Annotated in this window: 11 protein-coding genes and 1 pseudogene; 4 read left to right on the forward strand and 8 right to left on the reverse strand. The window is 65.0% G+C overall.

Annotation, left to right across the window (positions count from 1 at the left end):
* Nucleotides 1-29 precede the first annotated feature (29 nt).
* A complete protein-coding gene (locus tag AB4Y32_RS17645) occupies nucleotides 30-1,640 on the reverse strand; it encodes a methyl-accepting chemotaxis protein (RefSeq protein WP_368722569.1) in 1,611 nt (536 codons plus the stop codon).
* A 241-nt stretch (nucleotides 1,641-1,881) separates the two neighbouring features.
* Between AB4Y32_RS17645 and AB4Y32_RS17650 the strand changes: the two genes are divergently transcribed.
* Nucleotides 1,882-2,340 carry a PaaI family thioesterase gene (locus tag AB4Y32_RS17650; RefSeq protein ID WP_368722570.1) on the forward strand — a complete coding sequence of 153 codons (459 nt, stop codon included), beginning with the start codon at nucleotides 1,882-1,884 and terminating at the stop codon, nucleotides 2,338-2,340.
* A 116-nt stretch (nucleotides 2,341-2,456) separates the two neighbouring features.
* Here the strand turns inward: AB4Y32_RS17650 and AB4Y32_RS17655 are convergent, their stop codons facing one another.
* The 6 genes from AB4Y32_RS17655 to AB4Y32_RS17680 form a co-directional block, all read right to left on the reverse strand.
* Nucleotides 2,457-3,305 carry an ureidoglycolate lyase gene (locus AB4Y32_RS17655; RefSeq protein WP_368722571.1) on the reverse strand — a complete coding sequence of 283 codons (849 nt, stop codon included), beginning with the start codon at nucleotides 3,303-3,305 and terminating at the stop codon, nucleotides 2,457-2,459.
* 56 nt (nucleotides 3,306-3,361) lie between these two features.
* On the reverse strand, nucleotides 3,362-4,105 hold the full coding sequence (locus AB4Y32_RS17660; protein ID WP_368722572.1) for an SDR family oxidoreductase: 744 nt from the start codon (nucleotides 4,103-4,105) through the stop codon (nucleotides 3,362-3,364).
* A gap of 141 nt (nucleotides 4,106-4,246) precedes the next feature.
* A complete protein-coding gene (locus AB4Y32_RS17665) occupies nucleotides 4,247-5,077 on the reverse strand; it encodes an amidohydrolase (RefSeq protein ID WP_368722573.1) in 831 nt (276 codons plus the stop codon).
* Between the two features lie 15 nt (nucleotides 5,078-5,092).
* Complete coding sequence (locus AB4Y32_RS17670; RefSeq protein ID WP_368722574.1) at nucleotides 5,093-6,133, reverse strand: aldo/keto reductase; 1,041 nt, start codon at nucleotides 6,131-6,133, stop codon at nucleotides 5,093-5,095.
* 214 nt (nucleotides 6,134-6,347) lie between these two features.
* The gene (locus AB4Y32_RS17675) at nucleotides 6,348-7,649 is read right to left on the reverse strand and encodes a UxaA family hydrolase (RefSeq protein WP_368722575.1); all 1,302 of its coding nucleotides are present in this window, start codon (nucleotides 7,647-7,649) and stop codon (nucleotides 6,348-6,350) included.
* A 16-nt stretch (nucleotides 7,650-7,665) separates the two neighbouring features.
* Nucleotides 7,666-7,974 carry a UxaA family hydrolase gene (locus tag AB4Y32_RS17680; RefSeq protein ID WP_368722576.1) on the reverse strand — a complete coding sequence of 103 codons (309 nt, stop codon included), beginning with the start codon at nucleotides 7,972-7,974 and terminating at the stop codon, nucleotides 7,666-7,668.
* A gap of 176 nt (nucleotides 7,975-8,150) precedes the next feature.
* Here AB4Y32_RS17680 and AB4Y32_RS17685 point away from each other — a divergent pair, with 176 nt between their 5' ends.
* Entirely contained in the window at nucleotides 8,151-8,951 is an 801-nt protein-coding gene (locus AB4Y32_RS17685) for an IclR family transcriptional regulator (RefSeq protein ID WP_368722577.1), read from the forward strand.
* Between the two features lie 141 nt (nucleotides 8,952-9,092).
* Nucleotides 9,093-9,635 (forward strand): hypothetical protein, encoded by a 543-nt coding sequence (locus tag AB4Y32_RS17690; protein ID WP_368722578.1) that lies wholly within the window; start codon nucleotides 9,093-9,095, stop codon nucleotides 9,633-9,635.
* Between the two features lie 54 nt (nucleotides 9,636-9,689).
* On the opposite strand, the gene AB4Y32_RS17695 is transcribed toward AB4Y32_RS17690, so the two are convergent.
* Nucleotides 9,690-12,128, reverse strand: a complete 2,439-nt coding sequence (locus AB4Y32_RS17695; protein ID WP_368722579.1) for a bifunctional acetate--CoA ligase family protein/GNAT family N-acetyltransferase — start codon at nucleotides 12,126-12,128, stop codon at nucleotides 9,690-9,692.
* 160 nt (nucleotides 12,129-12,288) lie between these two features.
* Here AB4Y32_RS17695 and AB4Y32_RS17700 point away from each other — a divergent pair.
* Nucleotides 12,289-12,495: pseudogene (locus AB4Y32_RS17700) on the forward strand (LysR family transcriptional regulator); the annotation flags it as partial.
* Between the last annotated feature and the right edge of the window lie 63 nt (nucleotides 12,496-12,558).

Below are 12,558 nucleotides of genomic sequence, written 5' to 3' on the forward strand. Positions count from 1 at the left end.
TCCAGGCCCCTACGCGCTAACGCATGCGCTCATGCGCCAACCGGCTCGCTGAACCCGGGCGCGATCGCATGACGCGTGCGCTGCGACGTGAACACGACATCGGAAATTTCGAACGCCGAGACGGCGTCCTTCAACTGCCGCGTCTGCTGATGCAGCGACGCAGCCGCAGCCGCCGCTTCCTCGACGAGCGCCGCGTTTTGCTGCGTCATCTGGTCCATCTGCACGACGGCCTGATTGACCTGCTCGATGCCCGTGCTCTGTTCGTGCGACGACGCGCTGATCTCAGCCATCATCTGCGTGACGCGCGAGATCGATTCCGACACGTTGCACATCGCTTCGCCCGCGCGTTCGACGAGCACCGATCCGCCCTGAATCTCCGCCACCGATTCGCTGATCAGCTCCTTGATCTCCTTCGCCGACTGCGCGCTGCGCTGCGCGAGCCCGCGCACTTCGCCCGCGACGACGGCAAAGCCGCGGCCCTGCTCGCCCGCGCGCGCCGCCTCGACGGCCGCGTTCAACGCGAGAATGTTGGTCTGGAACGCGATCCCGTCGATTACCGTGATGATCTCCGCGATGCGGTCCGAGCTATGCGCGATGCCGTGCATCTTCGTCACGACCTCGTTGACGACATCCGTGCCGCGCGAGGTCGCGTCGAGCGCCGTCTCGGCGAGCGTGTTCGCTTCGCGCGCGTGTTCGGCGTTCTGGCGCACGGTCGCCGTCAGCTCCTCCATGCTCGATGCCGTCTCTTCGAGCGACGCCGCCTGGTTTTCCGTGCGCGCCGACAGATCGGCGTTGCCCGTCGCGATTTCGTCCGCGCCGATGTGAATCGAATCGGCCGCTTCGCGCACGGTCTTCACGGTGCGTGCGACGCTCGCCTGCATATGCGAAAGGCCCGAGAACAGACGGCCGATTTCGTTCGTGCCGCGCTCGGCGATCGGCTGGTTCAGGCGGCCTTGCGCGATGCGCTCGAAATGGCGGCCCACTTCTTCGAGCGGCCCGACGACGCCACGGCGCAGCACCACGTGCACGCCGATCGTGCCGCCCAGCAGCAGCGCGAGAATCACGAGGCCGACCACGCGAAACATCGTCTCGCGCGCGTCGATCGAATCGAGCGACGCACGACCCGCCGCATCGCCGAATTGCGTGAAGTTGTGCAGCTCGGTCAGATACGCGTCCTGCATGCCTTGCGTCGGCTGATCGAGGAACGCCTGGATGTTGTTGGTGTCGAGATACTGCGCGAGTTCGCCAAGCGCCGTATGCAGCTTCTGGTACGTCTCGTTGAGCGCAGCGGCGCGCGCGCTGTTTTCATCGTTGAGTTTCGGCGCGTTCATGAAAACCGTGAACGAGCGCTCTGCGGCAGCGATCTGCTCTCGCGCATGCTGAACGATGTCGGTCGGCTCCGCGCCGCCGCGCACCATCCGCGTGCCGGCGCGCGAGAGGTTGATGCGTGCGTCCATCAGATGCTGCGTCGTCTCGTTGACGGCGTTCACCTGGCGCAGCGCAACGTTCGCCAGATCGTCGACGTCGTCATGCGTGCGCGTCATGGACCAGAAACCGAGCCCAGCCGTCACCAGCTGGAAAATGCAGAAAGCGGCCAGAACACATAGCAGGCCGGATGCGACCTTGATCTTGCTGAACATCGAGACACCTGAATAGCTGAGTAGGACGGGAGTGCATCCGGGTTTACGGCAGTGCCGGCCGTCGCCTTGAGCGTTCGCCGGAAAAATTACCCGTACGTGCGAATTGTGAAAGGCATGCCGTGGTATCACATCGAATTACGCAATAATTGCCGCGCAATCTTTTCGAATTCTCTTGACGCGCCGCATTCATGCTTCCTAGAGTGGGGACATCGCCACGCGGGCCATGCCCGAAGGAACGACGATGACTGATCTACTCGACCGGGCGCGCGGCGCACTGCACGCCCAGCCATTCAGCGTGTTGCTCGGCACCGAACTGATGTACGTCGGCGCGAACGAGCTGACGCTGTGTCTGCCGATCCGCGATGAATTGCGGCAACAGCATGGCTTCGTGCATGGCGGGGTAATCAGCTATCTCGCCGACAACGCGCTGACCTTCGCGGGCGCGCTGGCCCTGGGGCCCAGGGTCGTAACGGGCGAGTACAAGATCAACTATCTGCGGCCCGCAGTGACGGGCGTGCTGATGGCGCGGGCGGAAGTCGTGTACGTCGGCAGGCAGCAGGCCACGTGTCAGTGCAACGTGTTCGTCAGCGACGGCGACAGGGAGCGGCTGATCGCCGTCGCCCAGGGCACGATCAACCGTATCGGCGACGGCACGGAAGACGAACCCTCGCGCGCGGACGAAAGACGTCATCGCGAATGAAAAGAAAAAAGCCGTCCGGACATCGTGTGTCCGAACGGCTTTCTCTCTTCGTGAATGCGCTGCATGCACAAACGAACGGGCGACGCGCCGTTCATTGAGTCAGGACTCAGCGCGAATCACTCCGCCGCATACGTCTTCTGCTGCTGCTCGCCAAGACCTTCGATGCCGAGCCGCACCGTCTGCCCCGGCTTCAGATAAACGGGCTCGGGCTTCACGCCCATGCCGACGCCCGGCGGCGTGCCCGTCGAGATCACGTCACCCGGCTGCAGGCTCATGCACTGCGACAGATACGACACCAGCTTCGCGACGCCGAACACCATCGTCTTCGTGCTGCCGTTCTGATAGCGATGACCATCCACTTCGAGCCACAGCTTCAGGTTCTGCGGATCGCTCACTTCGTCGCGCGTGACGACCCACGGACCGATCGGGCCAAACGTATCGAAGCCCTTGCCCTTGTCCCATTGACCGGCGCGCTCGATCTGCCATTCGCGCTCGGACACGTCGTTGATCACGCAATAGCCCGCGACGTAATCAAGCGCATTCGCTTCGTCGACGTACTTCGCTTCCTTGCCGATCACGACGCCCAGTTCCACTTCCCAGTCGGTCTTCTTCGAGCCGCGCGGAATTTCGATGCTGTCGTTCGGACCAACGATCGCGCTCGTCCACTTGTTGAAGACGACGGGCTCGGTCGGCACGGGCAGATTCGATTCGGCAGCGTGGTCCGCGTAGTTCAGGCCGATGCACACGAACTTGCCGATCTTGCCGACGCACGGCCCGATGCGCGGATTGCCTTCGACCACCGGCAGCGACGCCGGATCGACTGCGCGCAGTTTCGCAAGCGCGGCATCCGTCAGCGTGCTGCCGTCGATGTCGGCGACCACTTTCGACAGATCACGAATCTTGCCTTGCGCATCCAGCAAGCCCGGCTTTTCCTGGCCTTTCGGTCCATAACGAAGCAATTTCATCGCTGCAGTTTCCTCAGTTCAGTGATTCAGGTTCATCGATGCCTACTCTGCGCGGCTCAGTTCGACCAGCCGCCGTCGATCACATGTGCCTGGCCCGTCGTGAACGCCGATTCGTCCGACGCCAGATACAGCGCCAGCGCCGCGATCTCTTCCGGCTTGCCCACGCGGCCCATCGGCTGGCGCGCGACGAACGCCGCGTGCACCGCTTCGACCGTCGCGCCTTGCGCCTTCGCCTGTTCCGCGATGCGCGCTTCGAGCGAAGGCGAGTGTACCGTGCCCGGGCAGATCGCGTTGCAGCGTATGCCGCGCGTGACGAAATCGGCGGCGACGGACTTGGTCAGCCCGATCACGGCCGCTTTCGATGCGCCATACGCGAAGCGGTTCGGCACGCCCTTCACGCTCGAAGCCGCCGACGACATGTTGATGATCGATCCGCCGCCCTTCTCCAGCATCGCGGGCAAAAACGCGCGGATCATCCGGTACATCGCCTTCGCGTTCAGATCGAAGGCGAAGTCCCAGTCCTCCTCGCTCGCATCGAGAATCGAGCCCGCGTGCACGTAGCCCGCGCAATTGAACAGCACGTCGATCGCGCCGAGTTCGTCGGCGAGCGCCTTGATCGCCGCGCCGTTGAGCACGTCGAGCTTGCGCGCTTCGACGGGTTTGTCCTTCAGCGCGTCGATGCGGATGTCGGTCGCGATGACGCGCGCGCCTTCACGCGCGAAAAGCTCGGCCGTCGCGAGGCCGATGCCTTGCCCCGCGGCGGTGATCAAGGCCGTCTTGCCGGCCAGTCTTTGTATCATCTACGGCTCCCGTTGGATTGGCGTTTGAGTCATACCGGGTATTGCAGCGGCTGCTCACCGGCAAGATCGTGGACACGTCGTCGAGCGGTTCAGAGCCCGCATTCAGAGGCCCGATTAAGAAGCGAGATTCAGAGGCCCGATTCAAAGGCGATAAAACGCAGCGGCGTTGCCACCGAAGACGGCATCGCGCTCCGCGTCGGAGAGTTGCGCGAGGAGCAGCGTCGCGATCGAGTGCCACAGCAGATAGTCGCCGTTCAGGTTCAGCACCGGCCAGTCGCTGCCCCACATCAAGCGCTTCGGCCCGAACGCGGCAAGCAGATGATCGACATAGGGACGCAGCGTCGCTTCCGTCCAGCCTTGCGCAGCTTCCGTCGCGAGACCCGACAGCTTGCAGTGCACATGCGGCCATTGCGCGAGCCGCGTAATGCCTTCGGCCCATGCGTGCCAGCCCGCGCTGCCGTCGCGGATCGACGGCTTCGCGCCGTGATCGACGACGATGCGCAACGGGTTGAAGCGCTCGATGAACGTCTGGAGCGCGTCGACGTGGCGCGTGAAGATCAGCGCATCGAAGGCGAGATCGTTCGCGATCAGCGTATCGACAGCGGGCTTCAGCGCGGGATTCGCGATCCAGTTGTCGTCGGGCAGGTCTTGCAGCATCGGCCGCACGCCCTTGAATTTCGGCTCGCGCGCGAGCGCCTCGATCAGCGCGGGCGCATCGGCGTCGAGCATCGGCACCCACCCGACGACGCCCGCAATCGATGCCTCGTTGCGCGCGAGTTCGAGCAGATAGCGCGTTTCTTCGACTGTCGGCGCGGCCTGCACGACCACCGTCCGCGCGACTCCCGCCTTTTCGCGCAGCGGCGCGAGATCGGCGGGACCGAACGTGCGATAGAGGGGGGCGAGATCGGGCGTGAGCCAGCCGTAGTCGCCGCGCTCCGGGTTCCAGTAATGCTGATGTGCGTCGATTTGCATGATGTCGTTGAGCAATCAGTTCGTTGGCACGGGCGCGCGCGGATCGAGCAGGTCCTTGTCGCGCAGCGCATGCCACAGTTCAGCGGGTATCGGTCGATCGAACGACGCGACGTTCTCACGCAGTTCGTCCGCATTGCGCGCGCCCGTCAGCACCGTCGCGACGGCGGGATGCGCATACGGGAACTGCAACGCAGCGGCAGCAAGCGGCACGCCATGCACCTTGCACACCGCTTCCAGACGGGCGACGCGCGCAATCACTTCCTCGGGCGCGTCTCCGTAATTGAACTTCAGATCGCCTTCGACGCCCCGCGCGAGAATCCCCGAATTGAACGCGCCGCCGAGCAGAATGCTGACGTTGCGCTTTTCGCATTCGGGCAGCAGATCGTCGAGCGTCGCCTGTTCGAGCAGCGTATAGCGGCCGGCGAGCAGCGCGCAGTCGATGTCGAAGTCGCGCATCGCGTCGAGTACCGCCGCGCCTTCGTTCACGCCAAGGCCGACCGCTTTCACGACGCCTTGCGAGCGCAGATCGTCGAGCGCGCGAAAGCCACCGCCTTGCGTCAGCTGCTGCCAGTAACGGTCGTTGCTTTCGCCGTGAGTAAAGCGGCCGATGTCGTGCACGAGAAGTATGTCGATATCGACGATGCCGAGTCGCTGCTGGCTGTCTTCGAACGAACGCAGAATGCCGTCGCGCGTGTAGTCGTAGATCGCTTCGAACGGCAGCGGGTTTTGCCAGCCTTCGCTGCCGTCATACGGATTCTTGCGCGGCACGAAGCGACGGCCGACCTTCGTCGACAGCACGAATTCGCTGCGCGGATAGCGGCGCAACGCATCGCCGAGACGATGCTCGGCTTTCGTATGGCCGTAGTGCGGCGCGGTGTCGAAGAAGCGCACGCCCGCGTCCCACGCGGCCTCGATAGCGCCGGACGCCTCTTCGTCGGACAGATCGCGATAGAGCCCGCCAAGCGGCGCCGTGCCGAGACCGAGGCCCGTCACTTGCAGCGCGCGGGCGCCGATGCGGCGGCGCTTGCGCACGTTTGAACCCGGCGCGTTTGTCATTGCGTGTGTCTCCTGTCGATCAGAGTTGGCGCTTTAGTTGTCGGCCGGAGTTAGTGCTTTAGCACTTACTCCGGCCCCATGCAGAGCACCATTACTCTGATCCCATGCAGAGCGGTCGATCAGAGTTGGCGCTTTAGTTGTCGGCTGAACTTAGTGCTTTAGCACTGACTCTGGTCCCATTGGCTCATATCGTGCGCGCAAAGCGATGCAGCGCTCACCGCTCCGTCAAACCAGCGACCCGTTGTGGCGGGGCCGCATGGAAAGGCAAGCACGCCGGCCCGACGGGCTCGAAGGTCTTGTACGTAAGAATAAACTCCTGATGCCCGAGCGACTCGGATTTCGACGCCGCGCCCTGCGCGACGGCGAGCGTGACATCGAAGACTTCACGGCCCACTTCGTCGAGCGTCGCGCGGCCCTCAAGAATACGCCCGGCATCGACGTCCATGTCGCCGGACAGATTGCGATAGGTGTTCGGGTTTGCGCAGACCTTGATGACGGGCGAGATCGCCGAGCCGACCACCGATCCGCGCCCCGTCGTGAACAGGATCACATGCGCGCCGCACGCGATCAGCTCGGCGATTTCCGCGTTGTCGCTGATGTTCGGAAAGCCGAAGCGCGGCTCGCCGTCAGGCACGACGTCGAGCAGATAGAGACCACCCGTCGGCGGCACGTCGCCGGGCTTCACGATGCCGATGATCGGCGACGCACCGCTCTTCGCATACGCGCCGAGCGACTTCTCCTCCTGCGTCGTGAGCCCGCCGTCCGCATTGCCCGGCGCGAAACTGCCGTGACCGAGTATCGAGTAATAGCGCGCGGCCTTCGCCACGCACGCGACGATCTCGTCGCCCAGATCGTCGCGCGCCGCGCGGCTCTTCATATGGAACTCGCAGCCGACCAGTTCGCCCGTCTCCTCGAAGATGCACGTCGCGCCCTGCTCGATGAAACGATCGAACGCGCGACCCACGGCGGGATTCGCGGTGATGCCGCTCGTGCTGTCCGAGCCGCCGCAGATCGTGCCGATCACGAGTTCGGACAGCGCCATCGGCACTTTCTGCTGCTGCGCGAGTTCGCTGCGCGCATTGCGCACCCAGTCGACGCCATATTGAATCGTGCTGCGCGTGCCGCCCTTTTCCTGGATCGTCAGCACGTGCGCGGGGCGTCCGCTCGCGCGCACGACATCCGCCAGATAGTGCTTGTTCATGCTCTCGCACCCGAGCGACACGAACAGCACAGCGCCGACGTTAGGATGGGTCGTCAGCTGCTCCATCATTTTTTCGGCGTAGCTGTTCGGATAGCAGCCGGGAAAGCCAATCAGATGAACGGGCTCGTGATCCGCCGAAGGATCGTCGAACGCATCGAACGAAGGACGAAACTGCGCGACGATCTCGCGCGCGACGTGATGCGCGCATTCGACGAGGTACGCCACCGCGACCACGTTACGGATGCCCTTGCGTCCGTCGCTACGCAGATAGCCTTGCAGCGCTGCGCCGTTTACTGCTGCTGAAATATCGGTCATGAGTTTCTCGCCCGCGTCAGTGATGGACGAATGCGTGGCCTGCTGCGTGCGTATACGTAGGCAGGTAATCGCTTTCGAGGTTGTGCGTATGCAGATGCTCGCCGCGCGCGACGTCGGCCGTCACATGGCCGATCGCCGCGCCGTAGCGCAGCACCTTTTCGTCGGCGCGCAGTGGACGGCGCGCGACCTTGTGGCCGAGATCGATCGTATTCGCGAGCGTCACGCGCTCGCCTTCGATATCGATCTGCGTCCCTGCATCCAGCCGCGCGGCGGCGATCAGACAGTTGTCGTCGGGGTTCAGCAAAATCAGGCGGGGATCGGTCATGCCATTCTCTTCATTCATTAATGAACGTATTATTCATATTCGAACTTTGGCAAGTCAACCAATGGCCGACCGCCAGGCGTGGGTATTTTCCCTGGCCTGGCGCGCCGTGCCCTGTGTGTCAGTCCGTTGACGGCCGATAATCGATGCAAATGTCAAACATCAACCGATAGACGACGATGGACGTGGAAGACAAGGAAGACGCCGACCGTTATCGCGCCCCTGCGCTCGACAAGGGGCTCGACATACTCGAATTGCTCGCCGAGCAGAAGGGCGGCCTGACGCGCGCCGAGATCACGAAGCTGCTGGGACGCAACGCCAGCGAGATGTACCGGATGCTGGAGCGGCTCGTCGCGCGCCAGTACGTCGTGCGATCGGCGGGCGGCGACCGTTACTCGCTGAGCCTGAAGCTCTATGCGCTCGCGCATCGTCATCCGCCGATGAACCGGCTGATTTCCGAGGCGTTACCGCGGATGCAGCGCTTCGCGGCGCAAGCCGAGCAGTCGTGCCATCTGGCCGTCTACGACCGCGGCAATCTGCTCGTGATCGCGCAGGTGGACGGCCCGGGCACGTGGGGCATTTCGGTGCGGCTGGGCGCGCGCGTCGGTCTGATCGACACGAGTTCGGGACGCACGATGCTCGCGTTCCAGACGCCCGAGCAGCGCAGGCACATGCTCGCCGAGCACACGAAGGTCAAGGGCGAAGTAACCGTCGATCACAACGCGCTCGAAGCCGCGTGCACAAAAATCCGCGCGGCCGGTTTCTCGCAGAAAGACAGCCAGCAGATTTTCGGCGTGACCGATCTGACGTTTCCGCTGCTGACGGCATCGGGCCAGGCGATTGCGGCGATGACGTGTCCGTTCCTCAAGCGCATCGACGAATACGTTGCGCCGTCGCTCGACGAAGTCACGCAGATGCTGCGCGAGACGGTGCAGGGCCTGTCGATGTTCGCGGAGCCGGAGATGCGCGCGGCTTCCTGAGCGCGCGATGCGCACGCTGCCGCGTATCGCACGGGCATTCGATTCGAATGCGCAAACACGTTGCGTTAGAATGTCGGCCCTTTTCCGAATCGACGACTTTCGCCGCATGCGTTCTTGCGCATGCGTGCTCACTGATACGCAATGGCCAAACTTCTGTCCGACCTCGAATTCCAGCGTTTTTCCGAACTCCAGCAGAAGCAGGCAAGCTTCACGATCAGCAGCGAAGAAGCTGATGAACTGCGCGACATCGTGGCTCGCGCGCAGCAGAAGCGCGACGACCGCGCCGCCGCGATGAAGCAGATCGAAACCTTCATCGCGCAGTTCGACATCACGCCCGACGAACTCTTTTCGGCTGACCAGATCGGCGACGCGGCCCGCAACTTCGGCCTGATTCCCGCCGCGAAAAAAGAGCGCGTGCTGCCGCCGACGCTGACGTTCAACGGCAAGCCGTATCAATGGACGCGCGCACTGCCCGACGAAGTGCGCGTGCCACTCTTCGAAGCGTTCACGGCGGGGCAGTCGGTAAAGGCGTTCATCGCGACGCCGAAGGACGCGATGCGCTGCGCCGCGACGATCGCGCGTCTGGAGCGCGAAACGGGCGCGGCCTATGCGCCCGCGTGGCTGGAGGAACTGTCGGTGTCGCGCGAACAGGTCGACGCGGCGGCGGCGAAGCTCGCGGCTTGATGAGGTCGACTTCGCACTTTCGCTGACGCGACGAGCACGCGCTCAGCGCTCACGTCAGCGCGTGCCAGAGCACGAACGCGACGCGCCGTAGGCTGGCGCGACGCCTTTTTGTCTATCGTTCTGCCCCTCTCCCTTCACCTCAGGCTGATCGAGCGCCATCCTGAAGCCGACGACGCCCGGATCTTCCGTCCGCGTGGCCGTAAAGCCGACGGCCGTCGCGAGCCCGATCATCGCCGAGTTCTCGCGCAGCGCCTCGCCGATGAGCCAATGCGTGCCGCGCGAGCGCGCGTACGCGATGATGCGCTCCATCAGCAGACGTCCCAATCCCTTGCCCTTCTGGTCCGAACGCACGGCCATCGCGAACTCGGCCGTTTCGTTGTCGGGGTCCGCGACCGCGCGCACGACGCCGAGCGTGCGGATCGAGCCGTCATCGTTTTGCATCGTCGCGATTAGCGCCATCTCGCGGTCGTAGTCGATCTGCGTCATGCGCGCAAGCTGCGAATGGTCGAACCGGCCGACTGCGCCGAAAAAGCGCAAGCGCAGATCGTCGGGTGTCATCGACTCGACGAACTCGCGATGCGCGTCCTCGTCTTCGGGACGGATCGGCCGCACGGTGATGCGCTGGCCGCGCCAGTCGAGCGTTTCTTCGTAGCGGCGCGGATACGGCATGATCGCGAAACGCGTGCGGTTCGCCGACAGCCGCAGGTGCGGCGCGACGATGGCCGCGCCGTTTTTCATTACGCGCAGCACGAGCTTGAGCGAGACGATCTCGCGTATCTCCGACACCGCCTGCGAAATCGACGTCAGCGCATTGAGAACCGGCTCGGGCGCGACCTCGCGCGCATACGCCGAATTCGACAGGATGTCGTCCGACAAAACCGGGTTGAGGGGCGGCAGGCCGAACACGCACATCGGCCGCGCCTCGTCGTGCTCGGGCGGCGCAGTGAAGCGGAACACGGGGCCGAAGTTGTCGTCGTCGCGCAGCTCGACCGTGATGTCGACGACGGCATCTTCGCGCGCATCGTCGGGCACCGTGCGCAAACCGAAGTGCGCAAGCAGTCGCGCCGCTTCGTCGCCGTCGAGCGACGTCACGCCCGACGACAGCGCCGCGCACGCCTGCGCCTGGGCCGCGTCGATGGCTTCGGGCGCGCGCGCGGGCTGGCCTTCGGGCGTCTGCATCAGCAGCTCGCGCACGAGCCGGTACTCGACCAGACGCTCGAACGCGCGCGCGAGACGCTGCGGCGTCGTGTGCACGGGAATGCCGTGCTCGTGCAACGCATCGCGCGTCTCGCGCTTCACGCCGCCGAAAAAGCACGCGAGCAGCCCGCGATACGCGTAACGCTGGTTCGCGACCAACGCCTGCGCGACTTCCTCGACGGGCGCGCTGTGCGTCGACGCATGCACGACGAACGCAGTGCCCGTCGAACGCTGATCGGCGAGCACCTTCAGCGCCGTGCCGAAATGCTCGGCACGCGCGTCGCTGCCGAGCAGCAGCGGATTGCCAGGCCTCGCGCGCGGCAAAGCCTGCGCAAGCGCATCGACGGCGCCCGGCGGACACGGCGCGAGCGTGTCGCCTGCGGCCTTGAAGGCGTCGGTAGCGAGCGTCGCGACGCCGCGGTCGCTCGTGATCAGCGTCGCCATCGCGCCCGCCGCGACGCGTCCCACGCCGAGCGTTTCGATTTCGTCGAGCAGATCGTCGAGGGCGTCGACACGCACCACACCCGCGCGGCGGAACGCGGCGGTGTAGAGCGCATCGGCGGGGTCGCTGCGGCCCGAGCGCAGCGCGAGCACCGGCTTGTTGCGCGCCGCCGCCCGAGCCGCCGACATGAACTTGCGCGCCGCCTTCACCGAATCCACTTCGAGCAGGATCGCGCGCGTGCCGGGGTCGCTCGCGAGATAGTCGAGCACGTCGCCGGCATCGACGTCGGCTTCGTCGCCGAGCGCCACCGCGTGCGAAAAGCCGAGGCCGCGCGCATGTGCCCACCCGAGCACCGCGTTCGTCAGCGCGTTCGACTGCGATACCCACGCGACGCCGCCCGAGCGCACCGTCACGGAAGGCGCGCCGAGATGCGCCTTGAGCGCGGGCGTCACGATGCCGAGGCTGCCCGGCCCGACGACGCGCAGCAGATGCGGCCGCGCGGCCGCGAGCGTGTGCTGGACGTCGGCGCGGCCGTCGTCGTCGCGCGCCTCGCCGACGATGATCGCGGCGCGCGTGCCATGGCCGCCGAGCGTGTGGACGATGCCCGGCCACGTGGACGGCGGCGTGCAGACGATGGCGACCGTCGGCGCGTCGGGCAGATCGCCCGCGTTGCCGACGCACGCATGGCCGTCGAGCATGTCGTACTTCGGATTGACAGCCCAGACGGGGCCGTCGAAGCCGCCTTCGATCAGGCGCTTCCAGACCATCGCGCCCGTGCTGCCCTCGCGATTCGAGGCGCCGATCACGGCGACGGACTTCGGTCGAAACAACGCGTCGAGATTGCGTACGGTCACGATTGCTCCGCGAGTGAGGTGGGCGCGCGGCGGATTCGGCGGGGTTCGGCCGGATTGGGCCGGATTGGGCCGGATTGGGCCGCATCTGGCCAATACGCGCGCGCGATTTCATCAGGATAGGCGAAGAGCGGAGACACCGTGATGTCCGTGCGGGCGCGATGCCGCGCGCAAAGGCGTGGGACTTGCGATCGTCGATCGCAACATGATCGTCGAGGAACTCGGCGAAGGCAGTCTTGCGCCGATGTCGGATGTCGAGGTCAGCGGGCCGTATGGGTATTGGCTCGATATCGCGCCGCGCCACGAGACGCTAGGACACGTGCAGGCGTTTGCAAGCTGGCTGCGGGAGCAGGTGCTGGAGATGTCGTAGAGCGCTGTCGCAACGCGTGACGCGTCCAAAGCAAAAAGCCGTGTTCGTTTTGGCGAACACGGC

Source organism: Paraburkholderia phymatum (genome assembly GCF_040965635.1).
In the GTDB taxonomy this organism is placed as follows: domain Bacteria; phylum Pseudomonadota; class Gammaproteobacteria; order Burkholderiales; family Burkholderiaceae; genus Paraburkholderia; species Paraburkholderia phymatum_B.

Coding starts and splice junctions, on each gene's coding strand:
- AB4Y32_RS17645 (WP_368722569.1), bottom strand. CDS start 1,640: ATGTTCAGCAAGATCAAGGTCGCATCCGGCCTGCTATGTGTTCTGGCC.
- AB4Y32_RS17650 (WP_368722570.1), top strand. CDS start 1,882: ATGACTGATCTACTCGACCGGGCGCGCGGCGCACTGCACGCCCAGCCA.
- AB4Y32_RS17655 (WP_368722571.1), bottom strand. CDS start 3,305: ATGAAATTGCTTCGTTATGGACCGAAAGGCCAGGAAAAGCCGGGCTTG.
- AB4Y32_RS17660 (WP_368722572.1), bottom strand. CDS start 4,105: ATGATACAAAGACTGGCCGGCAAGACGGCCTTGATCACCGCCGCGGGG.
- AB4Y32_RS17665 (WP_368722573.1), bottom strand. CDS start 5,077: ATGCAAATCGACGCACATCAGCATTACTGGAACCCGGAGCGCGGCGAC.
- AB4Y32_RS17670 (WP_368722574.1), bottom strand. CDS start 6,133: ATGACAAACGCGCCGGGTTCAAACGTGCGCAAGCGCCGCCGCATCGGC.
- AB4Y32_RS17675 (WP_368722575.1), bottom strand. CDS start 7,649: ATGACCGATATTTCAGCAGCAGTAAACGGCGCAGCGCTGCAAGGCTAT.
- AB4Y32_RS17680 (WP_368722576.1), bottom strand. CDS start 7,974: ATGACCGATCCCCGCCTGATTTTGCTGAACCCCGACGACAACTGTCTG.
- AB4Y32_RS17685 (WP_368722577.1), top strand. CDS start 8,151: ATGGACGTGGAAGACAAGGAAGACGCCGACCGTTATCGCGCCCCTGCG.
- AB4Y32_RS17690 (WP_368722578.1), top strand. CDS start 9,093: ATGGCCAAACTTCTGTCCGACCTCGAATTCCAGCGTTTTTCCGAACTC.